We start from the raw sequence: 23,942 nt of genomic DNA, 5'->3' as shown, positions 1-23,942 counted from the left end.
CGCGCGGGGGCAGCAGGGTTGCGATCAGCGGGAATCGATGGTGGTGACGGCGCCCGGCCGCACCTGGGCATCGGGCAGCGCGGTCGAATTGCGCCCGCCCACACGGTAACTCGCGCCCCGATGCCCCTCGGGCAGCCGATCGCCCGCCCCGAACAGGGCGTGGCGCAGCGTGCCCCGCTCGTACTCGGTGGCATAGACCCCGCGTGCGGTGAGCACCGGAACGACGTGCCGCACAACGTCTTCGAAGGTGCCCGGCGTGATCGCGTAGGCGAGGTTGAAACCGTCCAGATCGGTCTCGGCGACCCACTCCTGCAACTGGTCGGCGACGGTTTCCCCCGAGCCGACGAACACCGGCCCCATGCCTCCGATCCCGGCCCAGCGGCCGATATCGCGCACCGTCCACTCGCGGCCGTCGTCGTCGAATTCCTGGAAAGCGGCGACCGCGGACTGGATGGCGTTGCTGTGCACCTGACCGATCGGGTCGTCGAGGTCGTAGCGCGACAGGTCGATACCCATCCAGCCGGACATGAACACCAGCCCGCCCTCCACGCTGGCGTAGGACAGGTACTGCTCGTGTTTGGCGCGCGCGGCTTCGTCGGTGGCGTCGGTGACGATGGTGGCCAGCGCGTAGATCCGGGCGGCGAAGCGATCACGACCGGCCTGCTCGAGCGCGTCCCTGATCCGCGACACCGTCTGGCTGAGCACCCGTTTCGACGGCGCGGCCACGAAGATGGCCTCGGCGTTCTCGGCGGCGAAACGGACGCCGCGCGGCGAGGCACCCGCCTGGTAGATGACCGGGGTGCGCTGCGGCGACGGCTCGGACAGGTGGATGCCCGGCACGGTGAAATGCCGTCCCCGATGGCCGATGTGGTGCACCTTCGCCGGGTCCACGTAGACGCCGCGCTCGGCGTCGCGCACCACCGCGTCGTCTTCCCAGGAGCCCTCCCACAGTTTGTAGAGCACCTCGAGGTACTCGTCGGCCTGGTCGTAGCGGTCGTCGTGGTCGAGCTGCTCCTCGGCGCCCATATTGCGCGCGGCCGAGGGCAGATAGCCGGTCACCACGTTCCAGCCGATCCGACCGTTGGTGAGATGGTCGAGGGTGGACAGGCGCCGCGCGAACGGGAACGGATGCTCGAAGCCGGTGCCGGTGGTGATGCCGAAGCCCAGATGTTCGGTGGCCGCGGCCATCGCCGTCACCAGCAGCAGCGGGTCGGCCACCGGCACCTGTGCGCCCTGGCGCAGCGCGGCGACATCGTCACCGCCGTAGGCGTCGTAGACGCCGAGCACGTCGGCGATGAAGATGCCGTCGAAGCGGCCGCGTTCGAGCAGCCGCGCCAGCTCGGTCCAGTAGCCCAGTTCCTTGTACCGGTGCGACTGGTCCTCGGGGTGGCGCCACAGGCCGGGCGACTGGTGGGCCACACAGTTCATGTCGAAGGCGTTGAACCGGATGCGCCGGGTCATCTCAGACCTCCCCGGCGGCCGGAACCCGTTCGCCCGCACTCCAACCGAACGGCAGATCGGTGCCGTTGAGCAGGTGATCGCCCACCGTCCTGGCCTTCTGGATGGCCGGGTTGTGCACGGAGATGGTGCGCGCGTTGCGCCAGTGCCGGTCCAGGCGCAGCTGTTCGGACACGATGGAGGCGCCGCCCACCTCGAACAGCAAACTGGTCGCGGGCAGCACGATATCGATCACGGCGAGCTGGGCCTGCGCGGCCGCCAGTTCCACGCCGGTGAGCGCGGCGTTGTCGGTGGCGCCCGCGGCGAGCACCTCGTCGAGCCGGTCGGCCACCGCCAGGACGGTCGCGCGGGCGGCGAACGCGGCCGCCGACAGCTTGCCGATCACCTGCTGCACCAGCGGATCGTGGCGGGGCAGATCGGCCGCGGAGTGGGTGTAGCCACGGGTGCGTCGCGACACCCATTCCCGCACATCGGCTTCGGCGCGCTGAGCGATTCCGGCGAGCACAGCCAGCTGGACCAGCTGCAGATAGCCGGTGGCGTAGGTGGGGCCGGGCACGCCGTAGCCGGGACCGAGGATCTGTTCCTCGGTGACGGGCACGCCGGTGAACTCGGTGGTGCCGCTGGCGGTGAGCCGCTGCCCGAACCCGTCCCAGTCGTCGTACTGACGCACGCCCTCGTCCCTGGCGCCGACCAGCACACCTACCCGCTCGCCGTCCCGGTCGGCGGCGACCAGGATGTGGTCGGCGTAGAGCGAGCCGGTGCTGTAGTACTTGGTGCCGTCCAGGCGCCACCGCTCGCCGTCGCGGGTGAGCCGCGTGCGGTACCGGTCGACCGCGCCGACCCCGGGCTCGGTGATCGCATTGCCCACCAGGGTGCCGTCGGCGACCGCGCGCAACCATCGCTCGCGGTCGGGTCCCGGCGCGGCCAGCAGTTGGTCCTCCACGAAGGACCAGTGCACCCGCAGCGCCTGCGGGAGGTTCGATTCGGCGGCGGCGAGGTCGATGAGCAGCCCGAACAGCTGCCGCACACTCGCGCCGTACCCGCCGAACTCCACCGGCACCCGCAGCGCGCCGAAGCGGGCCGCGCGCAGGGCGTCGATCTCGGCGTGGGCGAGTTCCCGGCTGGTCTCGCGGGCGACGGCACCCTCGGCGATGCGATCGAAAATGGGGCGGAAGACGTCATCCAGTTCGGAATCGGCCACGCGTTTCGTCTCTACGGATGTCATGTCCCCACCATGACGCCGTCCACCCGCGGGCTCACCGGTTGCGCGCAGCGGGATCGCAATAGCCGCTCAGTGCTGGGGTTGCGGCTCCGCGTTCAGCACCGCGCCGCGCGAACCCGCCAGCGAGCGGCCCAGATCGGTGCGCAGCGTGGTCAGCGAATCCAGCACGTAGTTCTGCCGCACCCGCCAGGGCGCGCGATCGCCCTGACGCGGGAACTCCCCGATCGAGCGGGTGACATAGCCCGAGGACAGGTCGAGCAACGGCTGTTCGGCCAGGCCGGGCTCGGGCCGCGGCTGCACCACGGTGTGCCCCTCGCGCTGCATCCAGTCCAGCACCTTGCAGACCAGCCGGTGCGTCAGATCGGCGCGCAGGGTCCAGGAGGCGTTGGTGTAGCCGACACAGGTCGCGAAGTTCGGCAGCCCCGTCACCATGGCGCCGTTCCACACGAACTGCTCCGCCAGTGGCACGTCCCGCCCGTCGACGCGCGGGCTGATGCCGCCGAAGGGCAGCAACCGCAGGCCGGTCGCGGTGACCACGATGTCGGCGCGCAGGACCTCGCCCGAGGCGAGCCGGATGCCGTCCTCGGTGAACCGCTCGATCCGGTCGGTCACCACCGTGGCCGATCCCGACTTCACCGCCCGGAACAGATCACCGCTGGGCACCGCGCACAACCGCTGGTCCCACGGATCGTAGGACGGGGTGAAGTGCTCGGCGACCAGCGCCGGATCACCGAGGATCCGCTCGTTCATGCGGGTGAGCAGGGCGCGGGCACGCTGCGGGCTGCGGCGGCAGAACTGGTAGAACGCGGTGGTGAAGGCGATCTTGCGCCAGCGTGTGAGCCGGTGCGCCACGGTGGCGGGCAGCAGTGCGTGCAGTCGCTCGGCGGCGCGGTCGCGCGACGGGACGGCGCTGATCCAGGTGGGGCTGCGCTGCAGCATCGTCACGTGGGCGGCGGCGTCGGCCCCGCTCAGCATGGCCGGAACCAGCGTGACCGCCGTGGCACCGGAGCCGATGACGATCACCCGCTTGCCGCGATAGTCCAGGTCCTCGGGCCAGAACTGCGGGTGGACCACGGTGCCCGCGAAGCTCTCGACACCGGCGAAGTCGGGGGTGTGCGGGGTGTCGTAGTCGTAGTAACCGGCGCACGAGTAGAGGAAACCGCACGTCATCGTGCGGCGGCTGCGGTCGCGACCGTCCTCGATCTCGAGCCGCCACCGCGCGGCGGCCGTGTCGAAGTCGGCGGCCACGACCTTGCTCGAATACCGGATTCGGTCCTCGATGCCGAATTCCGTGGCGGTCTCGCGGATGTAGTCCAGAATCGAGTCGCCGTCGGCGAGCGGCTTCTTGCCGAGCCACGGCTTGAAGGCGTAGCCCAGGGTGTACATGTCCGAATCCGAACGCACACCGGGATACCGGAACAGATCCCAGGTGCCGCCCAACTGCTCGCGGGCCTCGAGAATCGCGTAGCTGGAGCCGGGCCGCAGGGTCTGCAGCCGGTAGGCGGCACCCACCCCGGACAGTCCCGCGCCGACGATGACGACGTCGAGGTGCTCGGGCTCGCGGTGCTCATCGGCACGTGTGGTTGGCATGGTTTCAGTGTGGCGTCACGTCCGGCGCTAGTCTTGCCTACGGACGACAACTATTTACCCCTGCACGACACTCGCGGAGGACACATGGACTACGTCCGATCGGCGGGCATCCGGGGTCTCCGCGCGGTCGTGGCCGAACTAGGCGGCGACGCCGAACGCTACACCCGCCAGGCCGGTCTCCCGGCCACCGTCCTCGACAGCGACGACGTGCTGGTCCCCAGCGCCGCCATGGCCGAGGTCCTCGAACTCGCCGCCGCCGACCTGCACCGTCCCGATCTCGGCCTGCGCGTGGCGGCCCGCCAGGATCTCACCATGCTCGGCTCACTCGCGGTGGCCGTGCAGCACTCCCCCACCCTCGGCGACGCGCTGGACTACACCTCGCGCTACCTGCTCGTGCACGCCCGCTCCCTGAGCCTGACCGTCGCCGAGGACCCGCTCGGCCGCCCCGGCGTGGCCGGTCTGTTCTACGGACCGGCCACCGCGGCGGGCCCCGTGCAGGGCACCGATCTCGGCCTCGCCTTCACCCACCGCGCCATCACCTACCTGCACCGCGGCGACTACGGCCTGCTCAGCGTCGAACTCCCCTACCACCCGGCGGCACCCGAGCACATCTACCGCGAATTCTTCGGCGCCCCCGTTCATTTCGGCCGCGCCGAGTTACCCGCCGCGGTGCTGCGGGTCCCGACGGCGCTGCGCGAGTTCCGACTCAGCGGCGTCAACGAGAACCTGCGTCGCCTCGCCCTGGCGTTCCTCGCCGAACAGATCCCGTCCCCCGCCACCCCGCGCACCGAGACCGCCCCGCGCGTGCGCGCCATCGTCCGGGAATCCCTCGGCACCCGCCCGATCGAGGTCGCCGCCGTCGCCGACCTGCTCACCCTCCATCCCCGCACCCTGCAGCGCCGACTCGCCGACGAGGGCGTCCGCTTCGCCGACCTCGTCGACGAAGTCCGCCGCGACACCGCCCATCACCTGCTCACCACCACCGACCTCCCCCTCGCCCAGGTCGCGGGCATGCTCGGCTTCGCTGAACAATCCGCCCTCTCCCGCGCCGCCCGCCGCTGGTGGAACACCTCCTCCCGCATTCTCCGCCACCGCGAATCCGGACACACAGCAAACTTCGAGTAACACTCCCGGATTCTCAGCGATCTTTCAGACAACGTCTATTTCGGGAGGTTCGAACATGTTTTCCGCGAAGAGACTCGCTGCCGGTGCCATCGCCGCGACCGCCACAGCTACCGCCCTGGTCGCCGGTGGCGGGACCGCCCAGGCCGATGTCCCGGTCTGGCAGGCCAACTGTCACGTCTACAACATCTTCAACACCGGCGGGATGGCCAATTGCGAACTGCCGACCTGGCACCAGGTGAAACTCACCTGCGTCGCCTGGCCCGTCCCCTTCACCTACTGGAAGTACGGCCCGATCCAGTACGGCCAGAACCAGTCCTGGGCCAGCTGCGACTCGTTCAACGCCCTCGTCGGAATCGAGGTCATCCAGGCGTAGGTCGCGTCCCGAAGTCCGCGATGGGGATGACCCGCCCCACCACAGAGGTTCCGGTCGTTCCCGCACCCGGCAGGTGCGGCCGTCGAGCAGGTCACAGAAGCCAGCGGAGAGCACAGCACATAGACTCAACTAATGGCAGATTTACTAGCTTTTAAGGTTGAAGTCTCAGAGTATGTAGCGCAGGTGACTCTGACCGGGCCCGGAAAGGGCAATGCGATGGGGCCGGACTTCTGGCGCGAACTGCCGGAGATCTTCCGTGAACTCGACGCGAACCCCCAGGTCCGAGCGGTCGTACTCACCGGCGCGGGCGAGCACTTCTCCTTCGGCCTTGACCTGTCCTCGATGGGCGGCATGCTCAGTCGGGTGCTGGCCGACGACGCCAAGGCCGCACACCGCACGGTCTTCCTGAAGGAGATCCGCGCCATGCAGGCCTCGATCACCGCAGTGGCCGAATGCACCAAGCCGGTGATCGCGGCGGTGTCGGGCTGGTGCATCGGCGGCGGCCTCGACCTGATCTCCGCCGCGGACATCCGCCTGGCCAGCGCCGACGCACAGTTCAGCCTGCGTGAAGCCAAGGTTGCGATCGTCGCCGACATGAGCTCGCTGCAGCGTCTGCCGAACATCATCGGCGAGGGGCACCTGCGCGAACTGGCCTACACCGCCAAGGACATCGACGCCGCTCGCGCCGAGAAGATCGGTCTGGTCAACGACGTCTACCCCGATCGGGAAGCCGTGCTGACCGCGGCGCACAGGCTGGCCCGCGAGATCGCCGCGAATCCGCCGTTGGTGGTTCAGGGCATCAAGGATGTGCTCGAAACACGGACCGCGCCGGCCGTCGCCGAGGGCCTGCGCTACGTCTCGGCGTGGAACTCCGCGTTCCTGCCCTCGCACGACCTGACCGAGGCCATCACGGCCGTGTTCCAGAAGCGCGAACCCGACTTCAAAGGCGCGTGAGCCAGGGCGTCGGTGGACGCGCACGCATCCGCGATGCGTGCGCGCCCACCGACGAATCCCCTGTTCCAGGGGTCGGCGCTGGGCTCAGGACTCGGCCGAGCTGCCGAGGAATCTGTTCAGCGATTCCGCGACACATACCGGCTTCTCGGAGCCTTCACATTCGATGGTTATCCGCACCGTGGCCTGAACGCCGCCGGGGATGTCGTCGACACCGACGATGCTCCCGTGTGCGCGTATCCGGGAGCCGACAGGCACGGGCGCCGGAAAGCGAACCTTGTTGAGCCCGTAGTTGATCGCCATGTCGATGCCGTCGACCACCAAGAGGTCCCCGAGGAAGGTGGCGATGAGCGACAGCGTCATGAAGCCGTGGGCGATCGTGGTGCCGTAGGGTCCTTCCGCAGCGGCTGCGGGATCGGTATGGATCCACTGCCGGTCTTCGGTGGTGGCGGCGAAGGTGTCGATGCGCCGCTGGTCGATATCGATCCAACGGCTCACACCGAGGTCCGTGCCCACCGAGCTCTTGATCGCGTCGATTCCGTCGAAATGCGTCATATCGCGATACCTCCGTCGACCGGGAGCACGACACCGGTGATGTATCCGGCTTCGGCCGAGGCGAGGAACCCGATCGCCGCGGCCATTTCGCGGGGATCGGCGAGGCGGCCCAGTGGGATCGTCGCGGCCAGCTCGGCCTTTCGGTCCGCGGGAATCGAAGCGAGCATACGGGTTTCGGCGTTGGGCGAGATCGCGTTGACGGTGACCCCGAATCGGGCGAGTTCCTTGGCCGCGGTCTTGGTGAACCCGATGATGCCCGCTTTGGCGGTGGCGTAGTTGGCCTGACCGAGGTTGCCGTGCAGCCCCGAGTAGGACGTGACATTGACGACGCGCCCGAACCCACGCTCCCGGAAATGGGGGACGCACGCGCGCGTGAACCGGAAGGTGCCACCGGCGTGCACGGCCAGGACCTTCTCGTAGTCGTCATCGGTCAGCTTCCACAGCCAGCCGTCACGCAGGATCCCGGCGTTGTTCACCAGGACATCGATGCGGCCGGTCGCGGCGATCGCGGTGTCGACCACCGACTGCACCGACTCGGAGTCGGTGACATCCGCGACGACCGGCTGGCACGTCACCTCGGCGGCGGCCTCGTCGAGGGCTTGCTCGTCTGCGTCCACGGCCACCACGTGGGCGCCTGCGTCGGTGAAGAAGCGCGCGATCTCGAGGCCGATACCGCGGGCCGCACCGGTCACGACCACAGTTTGGCCGCTGAAATCATAGGTGAGGTTCGACATTCCGTGGGCTCCTGTTCAGCGTCCGGAGAAGTGGGCTTCGCGGCGTTCGACGAAGGACTGGATGCCCTCCTTGAAATCCTCGGAGGCGAAGACCTCTTCGCGGATTCGCGGAATCTCGTCGATGGCCGCCTTCTCGGCGACCTCCACGTACTTCAACGCGGCTTCCTTCATGGCGCGCAGCCCCAGCGGCGCGTTCTTGGTGATCGTGTTCGCCACTTCGAGCGCACGCTCGAGTTGGGTGCCGTGAGGCACGACCTCCTGCACGAAACCGAGTTCGAGCGCGCGCTGGGCACCGAATTCCTCGCATTGCAGCAGGTGATACATCGCGTTGCCCCATCCGGTCCGGGTCAGGTAGCGGAAGTGCGCCCCGCCCAGGGGCGCGATCCCGCGCCGTGATTCGAGCTGTTGGAACCGGGCGCTGTCCGCGGCGATGACGATGTCGGCGGCCAGCATCATCTCGATGCCGACGGTGTAGGTGAGGCCCTGCACGACGGCGATCACCGGCTTGTAGGTGCGCCGTGGCCCGAGGCCAAACGGATCGATGACGTTGTCGGGCAGTGGCTTCGCGGTCGCGGTCGGACCGAAGAACTTCGGCATGTCCAGTCCGGCGGTCGTGTGGTCGCCTGCCGAGCAGAACACCGCGACCCAGAGGTCGTCGCGGTCGTCGAACGTGGTGAGGTGCTCGCTGACCTGCTCGAGCATTTCGGGGGTGTAGGAGTTCTTCTTCGCCACATTGTCGACGGTGATGATCGCGATGCGGCCTTCGGTGCGCAGTGTCACGGCACCCGTGTTGTTGTCGGTCATGAGGTCTCCTTGATCGGAAGTGAGCGGACGAGGACGAGATGTCAGGACAGGCGTTCGAGCACCATGGCCATGCCCTGACCGCCGCCGACGCACATGGTTTCGAGCCCGAAGGTCTTGTCGTGGAACTGCAGCGAATTGATCAGGGTGGTGGTGATGCGGGCGCCGGTCATGCCGAAGGGGTGGCCCAGTGCGATGGCGCCGCCGTTGACGTTGAGCCGGTCGAGGTCGATCGACAGTTCGCGTGCCGAGCCGAGGACCTGAACGGCGAATGCCTCGTTGATCTCGACGAGGTCGATATCACCGATGGACATCCCGGCCAGGGCGAGCGCGCGGCGGGTGGCCTCGATCGGGCCCAGGCCCATGATCTCCGGTGACAGGCCCGACACCGCGGTGGAGACGATGCGCGCGAGCGGGGTGAGCCCGAGTTCGCGGGCCTTGCTGTCGCTCATGATCACCAGCGCAGCGGCTCCATCGTTGAGCGGGCAGGCGTTTCCCGCAGTGACGGTGCCGTCGGGCCGGAAGGCAGGCGCGAGTGCGGAGACCGCGTCGAATGTGGTTCCGGCTCTTGGACTGTCGTCGCGGCTGATCACCACACCCGAGGGAGTGGTGACCGGGATGATCTCGCGGTCGAAGAACCCGTTGGCGATCGCCTTCTCGGCGAGGTTCTGCGAGCGGACCGCGAACTCGTCCTGTTCGGCACGGCTGATCCCGGTGACCTGGGCGACGTTCTCGGCGGTCTGTCCCATCGCGATGTACACATCCGGCAGTGCGCCCACGGAGCGCGGATCAGTCCACGGCCGGGCCTGATCACCGCTGCGCGCGGCGGTGCGGGCGAGGGCGTCGGCGAACACCGGGTTGGTGGTGTCCGGACTGGAATCGGCGGCACCGCGTGGGTAGCGGCTGACGGTTTCGACCCCGGCGGAGACGAACGCCTCCCCCTCCCCCGCCTTGATCGCGTGGAAGGCCATGCGGGTGGTCTGCAGGCTCGACGAGCAGTAGCGGTTCACGGTCGTGCCGGGCACAGTGTCCAGCCCGGCGAGAACCGACACGGCGCGGGCCATGTTGTAGCCGCCCTCACCGGCGGGGTTGCCGGTCCCCAGGATGATGTCGTCGATGCGGGCGGGATCCAGCGAAGGGACCTTCGCCAGGGCGGCCTGAACCATCGCCGCGGCCAGGTCGTCCGGGCGCATCTCGGTCAGCGATCCCTTGAAGGCTCTGCCGATCGGTGAACGGGCGGTGGAGACGACGACTGCTTCAGCCACGAGCGTGCTTCTTTCGCTTCAGTGCGGTCGCCGCGGAAGCGACCAGGGCAGAGGGGTTTCCGTGATCCGGAAATCGGGTGGTCATGCCGGCGACGAGTTCGCGGGTGTTGTCCGTCTTGGTCACCGCGGTGGTGAACGCCTCGATATAGGACCGCGTCGTCTGGAGGCACGCGCTCGAGTCGGACAGCTCCGGACGCTTGTGCCCGGCGATCACCGTCTCCGGGTCGAGGGCCGCGATCGTGTCGATCGAGTCGATCCAGCGTTGCCACTGGTCCGGGCCGGTAGCGGCCAGGAACGGGTTGATGCCGTTGTAGGCGACGTCACCGGCGACCACGGCGCGCAGGTCCGGAATGTGGACGATGCCCGTCGGGCCGATGTCGGCTTGCGGTAGTTCGATGACGCGCAGTTCATGACCGTCGACGTGGAGGGTGTCGGTGTGCAGCGATTCGGGGACGATGGTGTTGTCCAGCGCTGATCCCTCGAACAAGCCCGCCCACTGGTGCCGGTGGGCGGGCAACTCGGCGGCGATGGCCGCCGCGACCGACGGCAGCGCGTAAGCCCGCGCTGTGGGGTAACGGTCGAGCAGCCGCTGCAGGCCGAAGTAGTGGTCGGCGTGCGCGTGGGTGACGAAGATCGACACCAGCCGGGTGCCGCTGAGCTCGATCTGCTCGATCACCTGATCCACCTCGTGCGGTAGATACTGGGTGTCGACGAGAACCGATTCGGTCGGTCCGATGACCAAGGTCGAGGTGGTGGGTGAGAATTGGCCGCCACCGGGGAGGTCCTGGATGGCGCTGGTGTGGACCGCCAGCCGTAGCGAGCCCATCAGATCTCGCCTGCTTCGATCACCGATGCCAGCGCGGTGACCTCGGGGAGGTGGTGCGCGGTGTAGAAGTCGGCTTCGGTGATGCGGCGGCGGGCCGTCTCGGAGTCGTCGGCCACGCCCAGCGTCGCCCGCAGTGTTCGCGCGTGCATCCATCCGCCGGCCAGCAGCCCCCACTGCAGCAGGTAGGGCACACCGGCGGCAAGCGCGTCGCGTGGCGAACCGGTGCGGGTGAGCATCGTCGCCGTGGAGGCCCGCACCGCGTCGAGACCTGCGGTGATCCGCTGGGCGACCCGTTGCGCCACGGGGTGGTCGATATCCCGCAGTTCCGCGACCGACTCCGTGATGATGTCCAGCACCGCGAGCGCGGTAATCGCGTTGTTGCGCAGCAGTTTCCGGCCGACGAGGTCATTGGCCTGAATGGCGGTGGTGCCTTCGTAGATGGGCATGATCCGCGCGTCGCGGTAGTACTGCGCGACACCGGTCTCTTCGATGAAGCCCATTCCGCCGTGAACCTGGACGGCGTCGGAGGTGATCTGCAGGCTGGTTTCGGTGAACCAGCCCTTGATGATCGGGACGAAGAATTCCGCCAGCTCCCGATCCGGCTTCGATCCTTGCTCGGCCAGGTCCAGCCATCGGCTCACCTGGACCAGCAGGGCTCGCATCCCGGTGACGGCCGAGCTCATCGACAGCAGCAGCCGCCGCACGTCGGGGTGCGCGTTGATGGGGGTGAGCTTCGGGTAACCGATCACAGGGCCCTGGACGCGTTGCGCGGCATACGCGGTGGCAGCCTGCGCGGCCCGGTCGGCCAGACCCAATGCCTGCACGGCGATGCCGAGCCGAGAGTGGTTCATCATGATGAACATCGCCGCCAGCCCCTGGTGCTGCTGTCCGAGCAGCAGCCCGGTCGCCTGGTCGTAGTCCAGGACACAGGTGGGGCTGGCGTGGATGCCGAGTTTGTGTTCGAGGGACACGGTGTGCACGCTGTTGCGGGTGCCGGGTTCGCCCTGGCTGTCGGGCAGATATTTGGGTACCACGAACAGCGACAGTCCTGCCGATCCTGCGGGCGCGTCGGGGGTGCGGGCCAGCACCAGGTGCACGATGTTGTCGGTGAGATCGTGATCGCCCCAGGTGATGAAGATCTTCTGGCCGGTGACCGCCCAGGTTCCGTCGCCGTTGGGTCGGGCGATGGTCTTGATCGAGGCCAGATCCGTTCCCGCCTGTGGCTCGGTCAGGTTCATCGTGCCGGTCCAGCGTCCCGAGATCAGCGGAGGCAGATAGGTCGCCCGGATGTGCTCGTCGCCGACGGCGTGACATGCCGCGATCGCGCCCTGGGACAGGCCTGGACACAGCGCGAACGCGGAGTTCGCACCGCTCCACATCTCGCTGACGGCGCTGGTCACGACCAGCGGCAGCCCGCCGCCGCCGAGGGCGGCCGGTGCGCCGATGCTGGTCCAGCCGCCGTCGGCGAAGACCTTGTAGGCGTCGACGAAGCCGGGTGGCGAGGCGACCTTTCCATTCTCGAGATTGCTGCCGACTCGGTCACCCACAGCGTTGAGCGGTGCGAGTACCTCGCCGGCGAGAGTGCCCGCATGGCCGAGCAGATCGGTGATGTCGTCGAGGGTGACATCTTCCAGGGCGCTCAGGGCGGCGCGCCCGTCGATGACCTCGCGCAGCAGGAAGGCGTATTCCTCGACCGGTGCTCGGTAGTTCATCGCGTTCACAGCCCGATTCCCATGGTGGTGGCCAGTCCGCCGTCGAGCGGGATGACCGCGCCGGTCATGAACGTCGTCGCCGGCGAACTCAGGTAGATCGCGGCGGCGGCGATGTCGTCGGGCCGGCCGACCCGGTGCACGGGAGTGAGCTCTCGCAGGGCGTCGCCGCCCTCGGCGAGCAGCTTCTCGGTCATCTTCGACGGGAACGGTCCGGGCGCGATCGCGTTGACCAGAATCGCCGGCGCCAGATCGGCCGCCATGTGCCGGGTCAGATGATGAACTCCGGCTTTGGCCGCGGAGTAGGAGTAATTGTTGAATCCGGGGACCACCAGACCATCGATCGAACCGATGTTGATCACGCGCGCGGGATCGTCGGCGGTGGAAGCCTTCTCCAACAGGGGGCGTGCCAGCTTGGTGAGCGTGAACGGGGCCTTCAGATTGACCGTGAGGATCTTGTCCCAGGCCGAATCAGGGAACTCGTCGAAGGCCGCGCCCCAGGTGGCGCCCGCGTTGTTGACCAGCACGTGCAGGGCATTCTCCCGCTCGGCGATGGTGTCGATGAGAGCACGGCACTGCTCTTCGGTACTGACATCGCAGGCGATCGCGTGGACCTCGCCGAGTGCGGAGAGCGTCTTCTCCGCTTCGCGGCACGCGTCGGCCTTGCGCGAAGAGATGTAGACGCGCGCACCCGCGCGCAGATAACCCTCGGCGATCATGTAGCCGACACCGCGGGTTCCGCCGGTGACGAGGACGGTCTTCCCTGTGACCGAGAACAGTTCGGAAGTCATTGTCTCTCCTTGTTTTTCAGGGTTGCGACGGCCCGTACAGGGCGTCGAGGACAGCGGAGTACTTGTCGTGGACGGCGCGGCGGCGCAGCTTCTGTGTCGGGGTGAGCTCGCCGGAGCCGGGGCCCCACGGAGTGGGCAGCAGCGTGAACTTCCTGACCTGCTCGGGACGGGAGAGTTTCGCGTTGGCGTCGTCGACGATGCGCTGGACCTCGGCCAGGACCAGCGGATGTGCCGCGAGATCGCTGGTCCCGACGATGCCGTTGGCCGTGGCGAAGGCGGCGAGTTCGCCGGGGTCGGCGGTGAACAGCGCCACGACGTAGGGCCGTGCCTCGCCGTAGACCAGGGCGTGGTCGATGAAGGATCGCCCGACCAGCAGCTGCTCGATCGTGGTGGGCGCGATGTTCTTGCCGGAGGCGTTGACGATCAGTTCCTTGCGGCGACCGGTGATGTAGAGGAAGCCGTCCTGGTCGAGGTGCCCGAGATCGCCGGTGAGCAGCCAGCCGTCGCGGTAGAGCTCGGCGGTGGCGTCGGGACGGTTGCGATAGCCGGGAGTGTTGGCAGCGGAGCGGATCAGGATCTCTCCGTCCTCGGCGATACGGAACTCGTAGGCCGAGGTCGGTTTCCCCACCGAACCCGGGCGTCCGGAACTGCCCGCGGGGTCGATGGTCGCCACACCGGCGGTTTCGGTGAGGCCGTATCCCTGCGCGACATCGAGTCCCAGCGATGCCATGGCGCCACGCAGCTCGTCGCTCATTGCCGCGGCACCACTGCCGGTCACCCGGACCGAATCCAGCCCCAGCGCACCGCGAAGACTCCGCAGGACGCCGGTCCTGGCCCGCTGCGCGTCCTCGGCGAGCTCCATGCCCACCGGCCGTCCGTGCTGTTGCCGATCCCACTCCGTGCTCAGGACCGCGCGATCGGCGGTGATCTCCTCGATCCGCTGTGCGAACAGCTCCGTGGCAAGGACCTGTTCGAGACCGCGACGCAGCTTCTCCCACACCCGTGGGACCGAGACGAGGACGGTCGGCCGGTGCTCACGGAGCGCGGGAACCAACCGGGCCGGGTCCGGGCACAGAAACACATGGCCACCGGTCGCCAGCGGCAGATAGATCGTCCATACCCGCTCGAGGATGTGGGCGAGCGGCAAGACGGACACCGAGCGGTAATCAGGAGTGAATTTCCTTGTTCGCGAGAGGGCTTCGACCGAGGCGAGAACATTGGCCTGGGTGAGCAGGACGCCCTTGGACTGCCCAGTGGTACCCGAGGTGTATACGTAGATCAGGGGATCGGAAATGTCGATCGACGCGATTGCCCGATCGACATCGCCGGGTTCGCCGGCACGCTTCCAGGCACCTTCTTGCTCGAACCGCAACCAGGTGTGCGCGCCCTCGACCTGCCCGTCGAGCACCACGATGGGCGTGTCGTTCTCGCGGATCCAGTCGATGGCGGTCAATCGTTCGACAGCCGAACGGTTTTCGACGATCACCACGCCGACCGCCGCATCACCGACGACATGGCCGAGCTGTTCGTCCGACAGCGTGGCGTAGATGCTCAGGCACGCCGCCCCGCAATGCACCGCCGCCATATCGGCGATCAGGTGCTCGATTCGATTGCCTGCCAGGACACCGACGGTGCTCCCCCGCCCGATCGCCAGTGCCTGGAATGCAGTGGCGACGTCGAGAACCCGCTCCCGGTATCGGTGCCACGACAGCGTGCGCACCATGGTGCCCTCGAACCACGAGTACACCGGTGCATCCGGATGCGTCGCGGCATTGCGCTCCAGCATCGCCGGATAGGTCCCGGCATCAAGTCTTGCGCTCATGAATCTCCGATCTCGAAGCTTCGTCGCTTCCGGCTGGACCACTCGCGGCGGCCAGCGCGGCTAGACTAAATCGTCTAGACTAAATCGTCAAGAGTAGGATTCGTGCAGCTCCACCGCCGATCAGCGAAGGAAACATCGAAGATGACCAGCCGGACCGAGGCGCCGTCGCACAAAGAACGCCTGCTACGGGAAGGGATGCGGCAGATCTACGCCAGCGGGTTCCATGGCACGACCGTCGACCGGGTACTCGAGCAGTCCGGAGTCCCGAAGGGGTCCTTCTACCATCACTTCGGGTCCAAGGAGAGCTTCGGCAGCGCGGTACTGAGCCGGTACATGCAGTACCAGTTCGAGCTGCTCGATCGCTGGATGCCCCGCACCGACCTGACGACCACCGAAAAACTCGTCGGTTACTTCGAGGAGATGGTGCACAGGTTCGTCCGGTCGGGATTCCAGCGCGCGTGCCTCGTCGGCAAGATGTCCACCGAAGTGGCGGCCACTTCCGAGGTATTCCGCACGCAACTCGACGAGGACCTGCGCCTGTGGAAGTCGCGATTGGTCGCCGTACTCGAAGAAGGCCAGCAAAAGGGCGATATTCGCACCGACCGCACATCGAGTGAACTGGCCGATGGAGTGCTGGCCCTGATTCAGGGCGCCTTCGTCATCGCACTGTCCACCCACGATGAAGCGTCGCTGAGCTCGATCACCTACACGATCCCCATGCTCATCGACACATCTCCGCGGACACCGGCCGATTCACGTCCATAATCCGCGCCAGCGGTTCGATCAGCGCAGGTGATGATGACAATCAATCCGCGGTCTCGTCCGGACGCCGTCCTGCGTTCGCAACGGCTACTCGCCCGCGCCGCGTTGCAGGCCGCCGGATGCCTCGAGTTCAAGCCCGTCTCGTCAGCGAAGTGGACAGATATCACCGTGTCACCACGGGGCGCGATCACGGTGCAGATCGAACACGATGACCTCGACGGCGTGACCCCTGAAATGCTGAAGTGGTGGTTCGAGAATCTCGCCGGAACGAGCACGTGGAACGGCATCGACTTCACTGGCCCCGAGATTCTCAACTATCACCTGTGGCACCACCGCGACCACATCGCGATCACCCCCCTCTCCGACGGCTCGGATGGAACGAAGAACAGGGGTTTCCGCGTCGGAGGACTCTCGCGCATCGACGAACAATTCAACGATCACCACGATCGGATCCACCAGGTCATGCGTACCACCCGACTCGATGACTCCGAGTTCACATTCGACATCCTCGGCCCTCGAGGTATCACTGCCGGCAGGATCACCCATCGCTACGCCCCGGTGCCAGGGGGCGTCAGCTTCTACGCCGAAACCGTTGTCGACGCCCGGGTGCCCGTGGCCGGTCCCCTCATCAACTGGCTGTATCGGCCGATGGTCTTCTCCAGAGCGACCGCGGAGCGCTGGATTCGACACAACATCGAGGAGACCGGCCGCACCCGAGACGTCCTGCCCGTCCTCTACGCTGCGGCACATCCCGGCTCGATCACCTAGGCGATACGAGCCGGGAAACCGTAGAACGGTCAGAAGTCCGCTTCGTCGGTCCGCATGATGTCGAGATCCAGAGCGGACAGAATCGAGCGGGTCGCGCTCAGTTCGGGCAGAACGTTGCGGGCGAAGAAGCCTGCGACGGCGATCTTGCCGCGGTAGAAGGAGTTACCCGCCGGGGTCTGGTCCCGATCGAGGGCGGCCAGCGCGATACCGGCGTGGGTGAGCAGCTGCCACCCGATCATGAGGTCGCCGAACGCGAGGAGGTAGCGCACCGAGCCCAGACCGATCTTGTAGAGCTCGGTGGGGTCCTGCTGAGCCGCGAGAAGGTGACCGGTCAGAGTCGCTGTCATGGCCTGGACGTCTTCGAGCGCGACGCCCAGGAGCGCACGTTCGGACTCGAGACGCTTGTCGCCGCTGTCGATGAAGCTCTGGATCTGGCGCGCGATGTGAGCCAGCGCGACGCCCTGGTCACGGGCGATCTTGCGGAAGAAGAAGTCCTGGGCCTGGATGGCCGTGGTGCCCTCGTAGAGCGAGTCGATCTTGGCGTCGCGGATGTACTGCTCGATCGGATAGTCCTGCAGGAAGCCCGAACCTCCGAAGGTTTGCAGGGATTCGGTGAGGTATTGGTAGGCACGCTCGGAACCGACGCCCTTGACCACTGGAAGCAACAGGTCGTTCACCCGCGCCGCCAGCCCGGGATCGGCGCCCGAAACATGTTCGGCGACTACAGGGTCCTGGTGCGCGGCCGTGTACATGTAGACGGCTCGCAGGCCCTCGGCGTAGGCCTTCTGCGTCATCAACGAACGTCGCACATCAGGGTGGTGGATGATCGAGACACGCGGAGCTGTCTTGTCGGTCATCTGGGTGAGGTCCGGGCCCTGGATGCGGGTCTTGGCGTAGTCGAGGGCGTTCAAGTATCCGGTCGACAGAGTCGAGATCGCTTTGGTGCCCACAGTCATCCGCGCGAATTCGATGACGTCGAACATCTGCGCGATGCCATCGTGCTTCTCGCCGACGAGGTAGCCGACCGCCGGGGTGCCGTGTCCACCGAACGTGAGTTCGCAGGTCGCCGAACCCTTCAAGCCCATCTTGTGTTCCAGGCCCGTGACGAACACCCCGTTGCGGTCCCCGATCTCGCCGCTCTCGAAATCGAAGTGGAACTTGGGAACCAGGAACAGGCTCAGGCCCTTGGTGCCTGGTCCGGCGCCCTCGGGCCGGGCGAGGACCAGGTGCATGATGTTCTCGAACAGGTCATCGGAGTCACCCGAGGTGATGAACCGCTTCACGCCCTCGATGTGCCAGGAACCATCGGCCTGCTGAATCGCCTTGGTTCGCCCGGCACCGACATCGGACCCGGCGTCGGGCTCGGTGAGCACCATCGTCGAGCCCCAGGCCCGTTCCGCCCAGATCCGGGCCCACGGCTTCTGCTTCTCGGCCGCGTTGGCCAGAAAGATTTCGGCTGAGGCGAGACCGTTGCCGTACAGGCTCGCCGAGGGGTTGGCACCGACCAGCAGTTCCATGACAGCCCAGACCAGCGCACGCGGAGCGGGAGTGCCGCCGAGTTCCTCGCTGATGCCGACGTTGTCCCAGCCCGCACCGAATCCGGCACGATGCGCTGATTTCAACGATTCGGGAAGCCGCACCGCGTGCGTGTCGGCCTCGAAGACCGGGGGGTGGCGGTCGATCTCGGCGAAGGACTGCGCGACCGGTCCTTCGGCGACTTTGCGGAGTTCGGCCAGCATGGTGCGCACCGTGTCGGTGTCCAGGTCACCGAAGGCACCGGAGTCGAGGAGGTCGGTGAGGGCGAGTGCTTCGAACAGATTGAATTCCAGGTCACGGACATTGCTCTTGTAGTGGCCCATGGGGGTCCTTTCCAACGCGGATCGAGAGAGGGTCGGGAGTGCAGGTTTGAGGGTCGGTTGCACCGAAGTCAGTGCGGCGGGGTTTCCTGCTCGTGTGCGGCGAGGTCCTCGGGGGCCAGATAGGAACGCAGGATCGTGCGCGCCGAACGCAGGGCTGGGGCGGATGATCCTGCGGGCCCGGCGGTGGGGGCTGTCAGGATACGGCGCACACGGTGGCGGAATGCCCGCCCGGAGATGCCGAAGGCGACCAGGATTTCGCCTTCGGGCGGCGCTCCGAAGGGTTGCCAGACCAGTGCCATGTTCAGGAGTCGTCGTTGCTCGGGATTCAGCTCGGCACCGTGAGCCGCCGCGGAGACGACGCATGGCTGCTCCTCGGAGTGGGACGCGACCCCGACTCGAGCCGGTGGATCACCGATCGACGACAGGCGAGCGAGAGCCCTCACGTTGCCGCCGACCTCGAGCTGCTGGTGCAAGCCGGAGCCGGTGCGCCAACTGGTCAGCGTCGGCTCATCACCGGGATGGACCGCGTCGAGATGTTCGACAGTCACCCGATGTACTCGGGTAGCGAGATCCGGATGTTGCGACAGCGCCTCGACGACGCCGTGCCACGGCACCGTGTGCGCCATGCGCCCATCCGCGCAGAGGTCAGAACTCCTCAGCGCGAACGGCTGCCGCGATTCGGGCGGGTCCACCATGACCTGCAGGGCGGGTTTCCAGCGCAGTTTCGTGGCGCTCGTCGTAGCGGTCATGGCTGTGATGAACGCCGGTCATCGGGGCCGGTCGGCCTCGGTCGGCGTCGATACAGAGCAGGAACTGCTCGGCCTCGATGAGGCCACCTGCGTCACTGCGGATCTGTACCCGTGCGTTGATCGACCGGTTCGACAGCGCGGTCGGCCAGCGGCAAAGGCTCACGCGGTCGCCGAGACGCACCGGAGTCCGGACCTCGATGACGGTCCGCCGGACCGACCAGCACGGGTGCCGATCGCCGTCGGGGAACATTTCGAGGTGCTCGAAGCCCAGATCACTGAGATAGCGCGCCGCGGTGTCGAGCCGCAGGAACCCGTCGGCGCCCACATCGGAGGCACGAACAACCCAGGTCCGTTCGAAGACCGCCGGATCCAGTGGGAAGGATCGAAGCGGCCGTGGTGTCCAATTCCAGGGTTCCTGCACCCTGGTGTCGGCGCTGTCGCTGCTCTGCTGATGCCCGCTGTCCCTGCCGCGCATCGTGGGATCACTGTGATTCATCAGAGAGGTCGATCAACCGTTCTGGTCGGACCATGTGGCTGTTGGTCCCTCACGCTGATGCCTCCCTTTCCGCTTCCAGCGACTGTCCGAGGGGTCCGTTCGCCGAGGCTCGGGCGGCGAGGGCGGTGGCGATCGCTGCCAGTACCGCGACCACGACGATCGCCGCGTTGAGCGCGGTGCCCGCGGCACGGAGTCCCCATACGTTGGCGGCCACGCCCTGGCCGATGACCGGTACGGAGGTAGCGATGTAGGCGACGACGAAGTAGGCGGAGACCACCTCGGCGCGGCGCGTACCGTCGACTGTGCCGAGCAGAGCCGTGACACCTTTGCTGAACGACAGGCCCTGACCGATTCCGCAGAACACGGCCCCCATGATCATCAGGGCGAATTGCTGTGCGGCGAGCGCCGCGATCAGCACCAGCCCGCCGACAGCGAGAAGCGCGCAACCGGTGGCGATCGCGACCGGGGCCGACAGCGGACGCCCCAGGATCTGCGCCGAGGCCGAACAGAGGAAGAGCACAGCGATGACCAGCGCGACGACCGCGTGGTTGTCGATACCGATGACATGGGACAGAAACGCGGGAGCAACCGCACTGAACGAACCCATGACCGCGAAACCGGCGCCCGCGGCCAAGGCGGCCCGGGCGAAAGTCGGACGGGCCTCGGTAGGAACAGAAGGCTTCTGGATTCTGGGCCGTGGCCTGTCCCGCACCGCGACCGGTTCGGCGATGATCCACACACCCACCGCTGCCACCGAGAGCAGGAGCAGGTCGATCAGGAACGGACTGCGCAACGGCGCGGGCCCGTACTGCGCGATCAGGCCGCCGGCGAGCACACCCAGTCCGAGTCCGCCGATATTGGCGGCTGTGGCTACGGCTGCCGCGCGGTGGTGCCACGACGGGGGCGCGGTCTCGATGACGGCGGCCGTAGCCGCGCCTGCGTAGATTCCCGCCGAGATACCCGAGAGCAACCGGGCGACAACGAGCTGCCAGACCGGGCCCGCGGTCACGAACACCAGTGCCGCGAGTATCGACATCGCGATGCCCGCGAGAAGGAGTGGACGGCGACCGAATTCGTCGGACCAGCGGCCGCAGACGATCAACGCGGCGATGACGCCGAGAGCGTACGCGGCGAAGATCGTCGTGGTGGTGAGGACGTCGAACCCCATCCGCTCGGCGTACAATGCGTACAGCGGCGTCGGCATCGTCGTACCCATCATCACGACCGTGAAGGCGAAGACAGTCGCGAGGAAAGCCAGCGGACCTGCTCGTCGCCCGGAAGCGGGCGCTGTCGTCGGGGCAGAGGTGCGCTCGGCGGTGAGAGTCATAGCGTCGCGGCGGTGAACGGCGCCGACGCGATCATCCAGTTGCTGAACTCGCACGCCAGGTGCCACTGGTGCTGGTGGATGTTCCTGGCGGGCACCGATGCCGGGAACTGCACGCTCAGCAGTGCCTCCAGTGCGCCGTCGTGGTCACGGAACTGATGACGAACGCCACCGATGACCAGACCGTCGTCGAGTAGGGCGGTGCCGGCGATCTGGACCGGGTAGGCGGGATCGACCGCGACGGTGATGTCGTCGGTGCGGGTGGAGTCGACCAGGAATCGGGTCGCGGCCGGAGATCCGCCGGTGGTCTCGACCACTTCCTGACGTCCATCGGGCAGCCCACGCAGCAGGTAGTGATCAGGGCAGGCGGAGTTCATCTCGGCCTCGTCGTCGACGACGACCAGGTTGTCGAACCAGGCGGCGAATCGTTCGGCCGACAGGCCCGGCACCCTCAAGTGGGTCACCGAGTACTTGACCCGTCCCCGGCTGGCGGCGACCGCAAGTCGGGTGATCCGCTCCGAGACCGCCAGTTCGCGCTTGAGCATCGCGTAGGTGCCCGCATGACCGAGCTGGGACTTCAGTGACAGCAGTGCGGCACGGCGCACATCCAGTGGGGCGCCGCGCAATTCACGCATCGAGGTGTCGTGCAGGATCTCGCCGGTGCCGAGTGCACCGAGGCGGCTGGCGAACTTCGCCAGCACCGCATCGGCGCGCCGCGACTCCCACTCGAGCACCTGCTCTCGTCGGATATGGCGTTGCCCTATGGTCGCGCGGATGCTGCTCGGATCGATCATGAACGGTCCTGCCTTTCTGGACGGCACACACGGAGACGGTCAGCCGATACTCAGATTAAACGCAATGAGAACTTGCATTAAGAATGCCCCACAGGCGCGCTCGTAGCAACACCCGAAACGCGGGAAGTGACGGGAGTCGCATCCAACCTGGAGGCACCCCGGCGATATCGCAGAAGCGAAGGGGGCCTCGGCCGCTAATCATGCGCAACCCGTTGACAACGTGATCAGGGTAACCGATGCTGTCCTAACGCAAGCATATCTTGCGTTATGTTGAGCTCGTATCGCGAGCAGTGCCCGAGAGGATTGGTCGATGCTGACCAGGAGAAGCTTCATGATCCGTGCCGCTGGGACGACGGCCGCCGTCACGATGGCAGCGGCTTACCCAGGGACCGGCGCGGCCTTCGCGTCCCCCTCCGACGCACAGTTGGGTACCGGGCTACGCACGTTCATCGAGGGGTCGACGGTCGATCAGGCCCGGATCGTGGAGTGGGAACGACGGCGGTTGTCGGTGGCGGCGGCGCGCCTGCGTAAGGACTACGCCGGTGTGCTGGTCGGCGAACTCGACTCACTGCTCGCGCACTTGGAGATCGCCGTCGACGACATTCCCGCCGCGCGCTCCGCCTTGGCCCGGGCCCGGGTCCTGATCGGTCCGGACGGACTTCGTGAACTGCTCGCCGGAGAGCTCGTCGCCTCCGAAGCCGCGGCCCGGGCAGGCATCGCGGCCTCCGCCGGGCGCTGGCAGTACGCGATCACCGAGATCGCCAGTGACCGAGGCACCGCCCAGGGATTCCTGGACTGGTTCGACCGCGCACGCGTGGACGACGATCGCGCCATGTGGACCGACGCGTGCCCGGACCACTACATCATCGCCACGCTGCCCGACGGGCGACAGGAAGTCATCGAGGTGACCGGCGGTGCCATGTTGGCCAGCCAATTCTTCGTCGACTACACCGACACCGCCGGAGTCATGGTGCCGCCGGACCTCGCGTACCCGCTCACCGTCTCCGGTGTGGCCTCGCTCTCGGACGGATTCGTCATCGGCGGTGTGCGCCACCAGTTCCGTGACGAGCCGGGCGGCGGATTCCGCAGCCAGCTCAAAGTCGCGTTTCCCGCGGCGCTGCCCGAGCTCTACATCGCTGAGCATCGTTGGCACCTGGCCTGCGAGTTCGGCAATTGGATCGCGGCCTACCTGCGCTGAGAGTGCGAGTCGGCGCACATCGCGACCCTCGCATTAGGCACCAGTGTCCGTGGTCGAGTAGAACTTGGACCATGGAGCAGGGCCGGGAAGCCGACGACCAGACCCAGCAAGCCCCCGGGCCGCGAAAGCGGACCGGGGGCCGTTCGGCGCGAGTGCGACGAGCGGTGCTGACCGCGGCCCTCGACCAGGTCATCGAGCACGGGATCGAAGGGTTGACCATCAGTGATGTGGCCGCCCGGGCCGGGGTCGCGGAAACCACGATCTACCGTCGCTGGGGCACCCGTACCGCACTGATCGCCGAGGCCGTCACCGAGCTTGCGGCCATCGGCAATCCGCTCCCGGATACCGGCGCATTGCGTACCGATCTGCAGGTTCTCGCCGAGCAGATCGCGCACCTGATCGAACAGGCGGGCGTCGCGCGCCTGGTGGGCACCACGATCGCACTGTCCGATCCCGAGGTCGACGCGGCGCGACAACGGTTCTGGCGCGACCGATTCGAGTTGAGCTCGACGGTGGTGACCAGGGCGATCGAGCGCGGGGAACTCCCAGAAGGCACCGATCCCGAGGCTGTTCTCGAAACCTTGTCCGCGCCGGTATATTTTCGCGTCCTCGTGGGCATGAAGCCGATCGACGCCGACTTCATCGCGCGCTGCATCGAGGACACGCTCGTTCTACACAGTCGTCGAGGACCGGCGTCCCAGCGCGAGAAGCCGTAGAACACCTCGAACAGCTCCCATGGGCTAAGGCGTGAAGTCGTGCTCGGCGGCCGC

The 23,942-nt window shown here is 67.2% G+C and carries 23 protein-coding genes; 7 read left to right on the top strand and 16 right to left on the bottom strand.

The features are described from left to right. Window positions 1-24: 24 nt before the first annotated feature. The 3 genes from QC180_RS20540 to QC180_RS20530 all read right to left on the bottom strand — a co-directional run bounded on the left by QC180_RS20540 (window position 25) and on the right by QC180_RS20530 (window position 4,270). On the bottom strand, window positions 25-1,461 hold the full coding sequence (locus tag QC180_RS20540; protein WP_278264398.1) for an LLM class flavin-dependent oxidoreductase: 1,437 nt from the start codon (window positions 1,459-1,461) through the stop codon (window positions 25-27). 1 nt (window position 1,462) lies between these two features. Beyond that, on the bottom strand, window positions 1,463-2,683 hold the full coding sequence (locus tag QC180_RS20535) for an acyl-CoA dehydrogenase family protein (RefSeq protein WP_278264397.1): 1,221 nt from the start codon (window positions 2,681-2,683) through the stop codon (window positions 1,463-1,465). Window positions 2,684-2,749: 66 nt separating this feature from the next. Beyond that, window positions 2,750-4,270 carry a flavin-containing monooxygenase gene (locus QC180_RS20530; RefSeq protein ID WP_278264396.1) on the bottom strand — a complete coding sequence of 507 codons (1,521 nt, stop codon included), beginning with the start codon at window positions 4,268-4,270 and terminating at the stop codon, window positions 2,750-2,752. Between the two features lie 84 nt (window positions 4,271-4,354). Here QC180_RS20530 and QC180_RS20525 point away from each other — a divergent pair, with 84 nt between their 5' ends. The 3 genes from QC180_RS20525 to QC180_RS20515 all read left to right on the top strand — a co-directional run bounded on the left by QC180_RS20525 (window position 4,355) and on the right by QC180_RS20515 (window position 6,722). Continuing rightward, on the top strand, window positions 4,355-5,395 hold the full coding sequence (locus QC180_RS20525) for an AraC family transcriptional regulator (RefSeq protein ID WP_278264395.1): 1,041 nt from the start codon (window positions 4,355-4,357) through the stop codon (window positions 5,393-5,395). Window positions 5,396-5,450: 55 nt separating this feature from the next. Continuing rightward, window positions 5,451-5,768, top strand: coding sequence for a hypothetical protein (locus tag QC180_RS20520; protein WP_278264394.1), 318 nt, complete (start codon window positions 5,451-5,453; stop codon window positions 5,766-5,768). 132 nt (window positions 5,769-5,900) lie between these two features. Next, on the top strand, window positions 5,901-6,722 hold the full coding sequence (locus QC180_RS20515) for a crotonase/enoyl-CoA hydratase family protein (protein ID WP_278264393.1): 822 nt from the start codon (window positions 5,901-5,903) through the stop codon (window positions 6,720-6,722). Window positions 6,723-6,806: 84 nt separating this feature from the next. Here the strand turns inward: QC180_RS20515 and QC180_RS20510 are convergent, their stop codons facing one another. Genes QC180_RS20510 through QC180_RS20475 form a run of 8 tightly spaced genes read right to left on the bottom strand, consistent with a single transcriptional unit; the run spans window position 6,807 to window position 15,222 of the window. Next, window positions 6,807-7,274, bottom strand: coding sequence for a MaoC family dehydratase (locus QC180_RS20510; RefSeq protein WP_278264392.1), 468 nt, complete (start codon window positions 7,272-7,274; stop codon window positions 6,807-6,809). After that, window positions 7,271-8,008 (bottom strand): SDR family oxidoreductase, encoded by a 738-nt coding sequence (locus QC180_RS20505; RefSeq protein ID WP_278264391.1) that lies wholly within the window; start codon window positions 8,006-8,008, stop codon window positions 7,271-7,273. The genes QC180_RS20510 and QC180_RS20505 overlap by 4 nt, the downstream gene beginning before the upstream one ends. Window positions 8,009-8,023: 15 nt before the next feature. Beyond that, window positions 8,024-8,812 carry a crotonase/enoyl-CoA hydratase family protein gene (locus QC180_RS20500; protein WP_278264390.1) on the bottom strand — a complete coding sequence of 263 codons (789 nt, stop codon included), beginning with the start codon at window positions 8,810-8,812 and terminating at the stop codon, window positions 8,024-8,026. A gap of 41 nt (window positions 8,813-8,853) precedes the next feature. Then, window positions 8,854-10,074: an acetyl-CoA C-acetyltransferase gene (locus QC180_RS20495; protein WP_278264389.1), complete on the bottom strand. Its 1,221-nt coding sequence runs from the start codon at window positions 10,072-10,074 to the stop codon at window positions 8,854-8,856. Further along, window positions 10,067-10,900: an MBL fold metallo-hydrolase gene (locus tag QC180_RS20490; RefSeq protein WP_278264388.1), complete on the bottom strand. Its 834-nt coding sequence runs from the start codon at window positions 10,898-10,900 to the stop codon at window positions 10,067-10,069. The genes QC180_RS20495 and QC180_RS20490 overlap by 8 nt, the downstream gene beginning before the upstream one ends. Further along, the gene (locus tag QC180_RS20485) at window positions 10,900-12,612 is read right to left on the bottom strand and encodes an acyl-CoA dehydrogenase family protein (RefSeq protein ID WP_278264387.1); all 1,713 of its coding nucleotides are present in this window, start codon (window positions 12,610-12,612) and stop codon (window positions 10,900-10,902) included. The genes QC180_RS20490 and QC180_RS20485 overlap by 1 nt, the downstream gene beginning before the upstream one ends. Before the next feature lie 5 nt (window positions 12,613-12,617). Continuing rightward, the gene (locus tag QC180_RS20480) at window positions 12,618-13,400 is read right to left on the bottom strand and encodes an SDR family oxidoreductase (RefSeq protein WP_278264386.1); all 783 of its coding nucleotides are present in this window, start codon (window positions 13,398-13,400) and stop codon (window positions 12,618-12,620) included. A gap of 16 nt (window positions 13,401-13,416) precedes the next feature. Beyond that, entirely contained in the window at window positions 13,417-15,222 is a 1,806-nt protein-coding gene (locus QC180_RS20475; RefSeq protein ID WP_278264385.1) for an AMP-dependent synthetase/ligase, read from the bottom strand. Between the two features lie 141 nt (window positions 15,223-15,363). Between QC180_RS20475 and QC180_RS20470 the strand changes: the two genes are divergently transcribed. Both QC180_RS20470 and QC180_RS20465 read left to right on the top strand, forming a co-directional pair. Next, entirely contained in the window at window positions 15,364-15,987 is a 624-nt protein-coding gene (locus QC180_RS20470; RefSeq protein ID WP_278264384.1) for a TetR/AcrR family transcriptional regulator, read from the top strand. A gap of 27 nt (window positions 15,988-16,014) precedes the next feature. Then, window positions 16,015-16,752 carry a hypothetical protein gene (locus tag QC180_RS20465; RefSeq protein WP_278264383.1) on the top strand — a complete coding sequence of 246 codons (738 nt, stop codon included), beginning with the start codon at window positions 16,015-16,017 and terminating at the stop codon, window positions 16,750-16,752. Window positions 16,753-16,781: 29 nt separating this feature from the next. Here the strand turns inward: QC180_RS20465 and QC180_RS20460 are convergent, their stop codons facing one another. The 5 genes from QC180_RS20460 to QC180_RS20440 form a co-directional block, all read right to left on the bottom strand. Then, entirely contained in the window at window positions 16,782-18,611 is a 1,830-nt protein-coding gene (locus tag QC180_RS20460) for an acyl-CoA dehydrogenase (RefSeq protein ID WP_278264382.1), read from the bottom strand. A 68-nt stretch (window positions 18,612-18,679) separates the two neighbouring features. Beyond that, the gene (locus QC180_RS20455; RefSeq protein ID WP_278264381.1) at window positions 18,680-19,237 is read right to left on the bottom strand and encodes a hypothetical protein; all 558 of its coding nucleotides are present in this window, start codon (window positions 19,235-19,237) and stop codon (window positions 18,680-18,682) included. A gap of 19 nt (window positions 19,238-19,256) precedes the next feature. Beyond that, window positions 19,257-19,835 carry an acyl-ACP thioesterase domain-containing protein gene (locus tag QC180_RS20450; protein WP_278264380.1) on the bottom strand — a complete coding sequence of 193 codons (579 nt, stop codon included), beginning with the start codon at window positions 19,833-19,835 and terminating at the stop codon, window positions 19,257-19,259. 70 nt (window positions 19,836-19,905) lie between these two features. Then, a complete protein-coding gene (locus QC180_RS20445) occupies window positions 19,906-21,183 on the bottom strand; it encodes an MFS transporter (RefSeq protein WP_474646497.1) in 1,278 nt (425 codons plus the stop codon). Next, complete coding sequence (locus tag QC180_RS20440) at window positions 21,180-21,974, bottom strand: hypothetical protein (protein ID WP_278264378.1); 795 nt, start codon at window positions 21,972-21,974, stop codon at window positions 21,180-21,182. The genes QC180_RS20445 and QC180_RS20440 overlap by 4 nt, the downstream gene beginning before the upstream one ends. 310 nt (window positions 21,975-22,284) lie before the next feature. Between QC180_RS20440 and QC180_RS20435 the strand changes: the two genes are divergently transcribed. Both QC180_RS20435 and QC180_RS20430 read left to right on the top strand, forming a co-directional pair. Beyond that, a complete protein-coding gene (locus QC180_RS20435) occupies window positions 22,285-23,172 on the top strand; it encodes a hypothetical protein (protein WP_278264377.1) in 888 nt (295 codons plus the stop codon). 71 nt (window positions 23,173-23,243) lie between these two features. Continuing rightward, the gene (locus QC180_RS20430; RefSeq protein ID WP_278264376.1) at window positions 23,244-23,888 is read left to right on the top strand and encodes a TetR/AcrR family transcriptional regulator; all 645 of its coding nucleotides are present in this window, start codon (window positions 23,244-23,246) and stop codon (window positions 23,886-23,888) included. Window positions 23,889-23,942: the final 54 nt, after the last annotated feature.

Origin of the sequence: Nocardia anocheti, assembly GCF_029675105.1 — a bacterium.
Taxonomy (GTDB): Bacteria; Actinomycetota; Actinomycetes; order Mycobacteriales; family Mycobacteriaceae; genus Nocardia.
The sequence above is the reverse complement of the archived record's forward strand: the minus strand, read 5'-3'. Positions and strand labels throughout refer to the sequence as shown.

Excerpts from the sequence above, each read along its gene's own strand:
- QC180_RS20540 (WP_278264398.1), bottom strand. The coding sequence starts at position 1,461 with ATGACCCGGCGCATCCGGTTCAACGCCTTCGACATGAACTGTGTGGCC.
- QC180_RS20535 (WP_278264397.1), bottom strand. The coding sequence starts at position 2,683 with ATGACATCCGTAGAGACGAAACGCGTGGCCGATTCCGAACTGGATGAC.
- QC180_RS20530 (WP_278264396.1), bottom strand. The coding sequence starts at position 4,270 with ATGCCAACCACACGTGCCGATGAGCACCGCGAGCCCGAGCACCTCGAC.
- QC180_RS20525 (WP_278264395.1), top strand. The coding sequence starts at position 4,355 with ATGGACTACGTCCGATCGGCGGGCATCCGGGGTCTCCGCGCGGTCGTG.
- QC180_RS20520 (WP_278264394.1), top strand. The coding sequence starts at position 5,451 with ATGTTTTCCGCGAAGAGACTCGCTGCCGGTGCCATCGCCGCGACCGCC.
- QC180_RS20515 (WP_278264393.1), top strand. The coding sequence starts at position 5,901 with ATGGCAGATTTACTAGCTTTTAAGGTTGAAGTCTCAGAGTATGTAGCG.
- QC180_RS20510 (WP_278264392.1), bottom strand. The coding sequence starts at position 7,274 with ATGACGCATTTCGACGGAATCGACGCGATCAAGAGCTCGGTGGGCACG.
- QC180_RS20505 (WP_278264391.1), bottom strand. The coding sequence starts at position 8,008 with ATGTCGAACCTCACCTATGATTTCAGCGGCCAAACTGTGGTCGTGACC.
- QC180_RS20500 (WP_278264390.1), bottom strand. The coding sequence starts at position 8,812 with ATGACCGACAACAACACGGGTGCCGTGACACTGCGCACCGAAGGCCGC.
- QC180_RS20490 (WP_278264388.1), bottom strand. The coding sequence starts at position 10,900 with ATGGGCTCGCTACGGCTGGCGGTCCACACCAGCGCCATCCAGGACCTC.
- QC180_RS20485 (WP_278264387.1), bottom strand. The coding sequence starts at position 12,612 with ATGAACTACCGAGCACCGGTCGAGGAATACGCCTTCCTGCTGCGCGAG.
- QC180_RS20480 (WP_278264386.1), bottom strand. The coding sequence starts at position 13,400 with ATGACTTCCGAACTGTTCTCGGTCACAGGGAAGACCGTCCTCGTCACC.
- QC180_RS20475 (WP_278264385.1), bottom strand. The coding sequence starts at position 15,222 with ATGAGCGCAAGACTTGATGCCGGGACCTATCCGGCGATGCTGGAGCGC.
- QC180_RS20470 (WP_278264384.1), top strand. The coding sequence starts at position 15,364 with ATGACCAGCCGGACCGAGGCGCCGTCGCACAAAGAACGCCTGCTACGG.
- QC180_RS20460 (WP_278264382.1), bottom strand. The coding sequence starts at position 18,611 with ATGGGCCACTACAAGAGCAATGTCCGTGACCTGGAATTCAATCTGTTC.
- QC180_RS20455 (WP_278264381.1), bottom strand. The coding sequence starts at position 19,237 with ATGGCGCACACGGTGCCGTGGCACGGCGTCGTCGAGGCGCTGTCGCAA.
- QC180_RS20450 (WP_278264380.1), bottom strand. The coding sequence starts at position 19,835 with ATGCGCGGCAGGGACAGCGGGCATCAGCAGAGCAGCGACAGCGCCGAC.
- QC180_RS20445 (WP_474646497.1), bottom strand. The coding sequence starts at position 21,183 with ATGACTCTCACCGCCGAGCGCACCTCTGCCCCGACGACAGCGCCCGCT.
- QC180_RS20440 (WP_278264378.1), bottom strand. The coding sequence starts at position 21,974 with ATGATCGATCCGAGCAGCATCCGCGCGACCATAGGGCAACGCCATATC.
- QC180_RS20435 (WP_278264377.1), top strand. The coding sequence starts at position 22,285 with ATGCTGACCAGGAGAAGCTTCATGATCCGTGCCGCTGGGACGACGGCC.
- QC180_RS20430 (WP_278264376.1), top strand. The coding sequence starts at position 23,244 with ATGGAGCAGGGCCGGGAAGCCGACGACCAGACCCAGCAAGCCCCCGGG.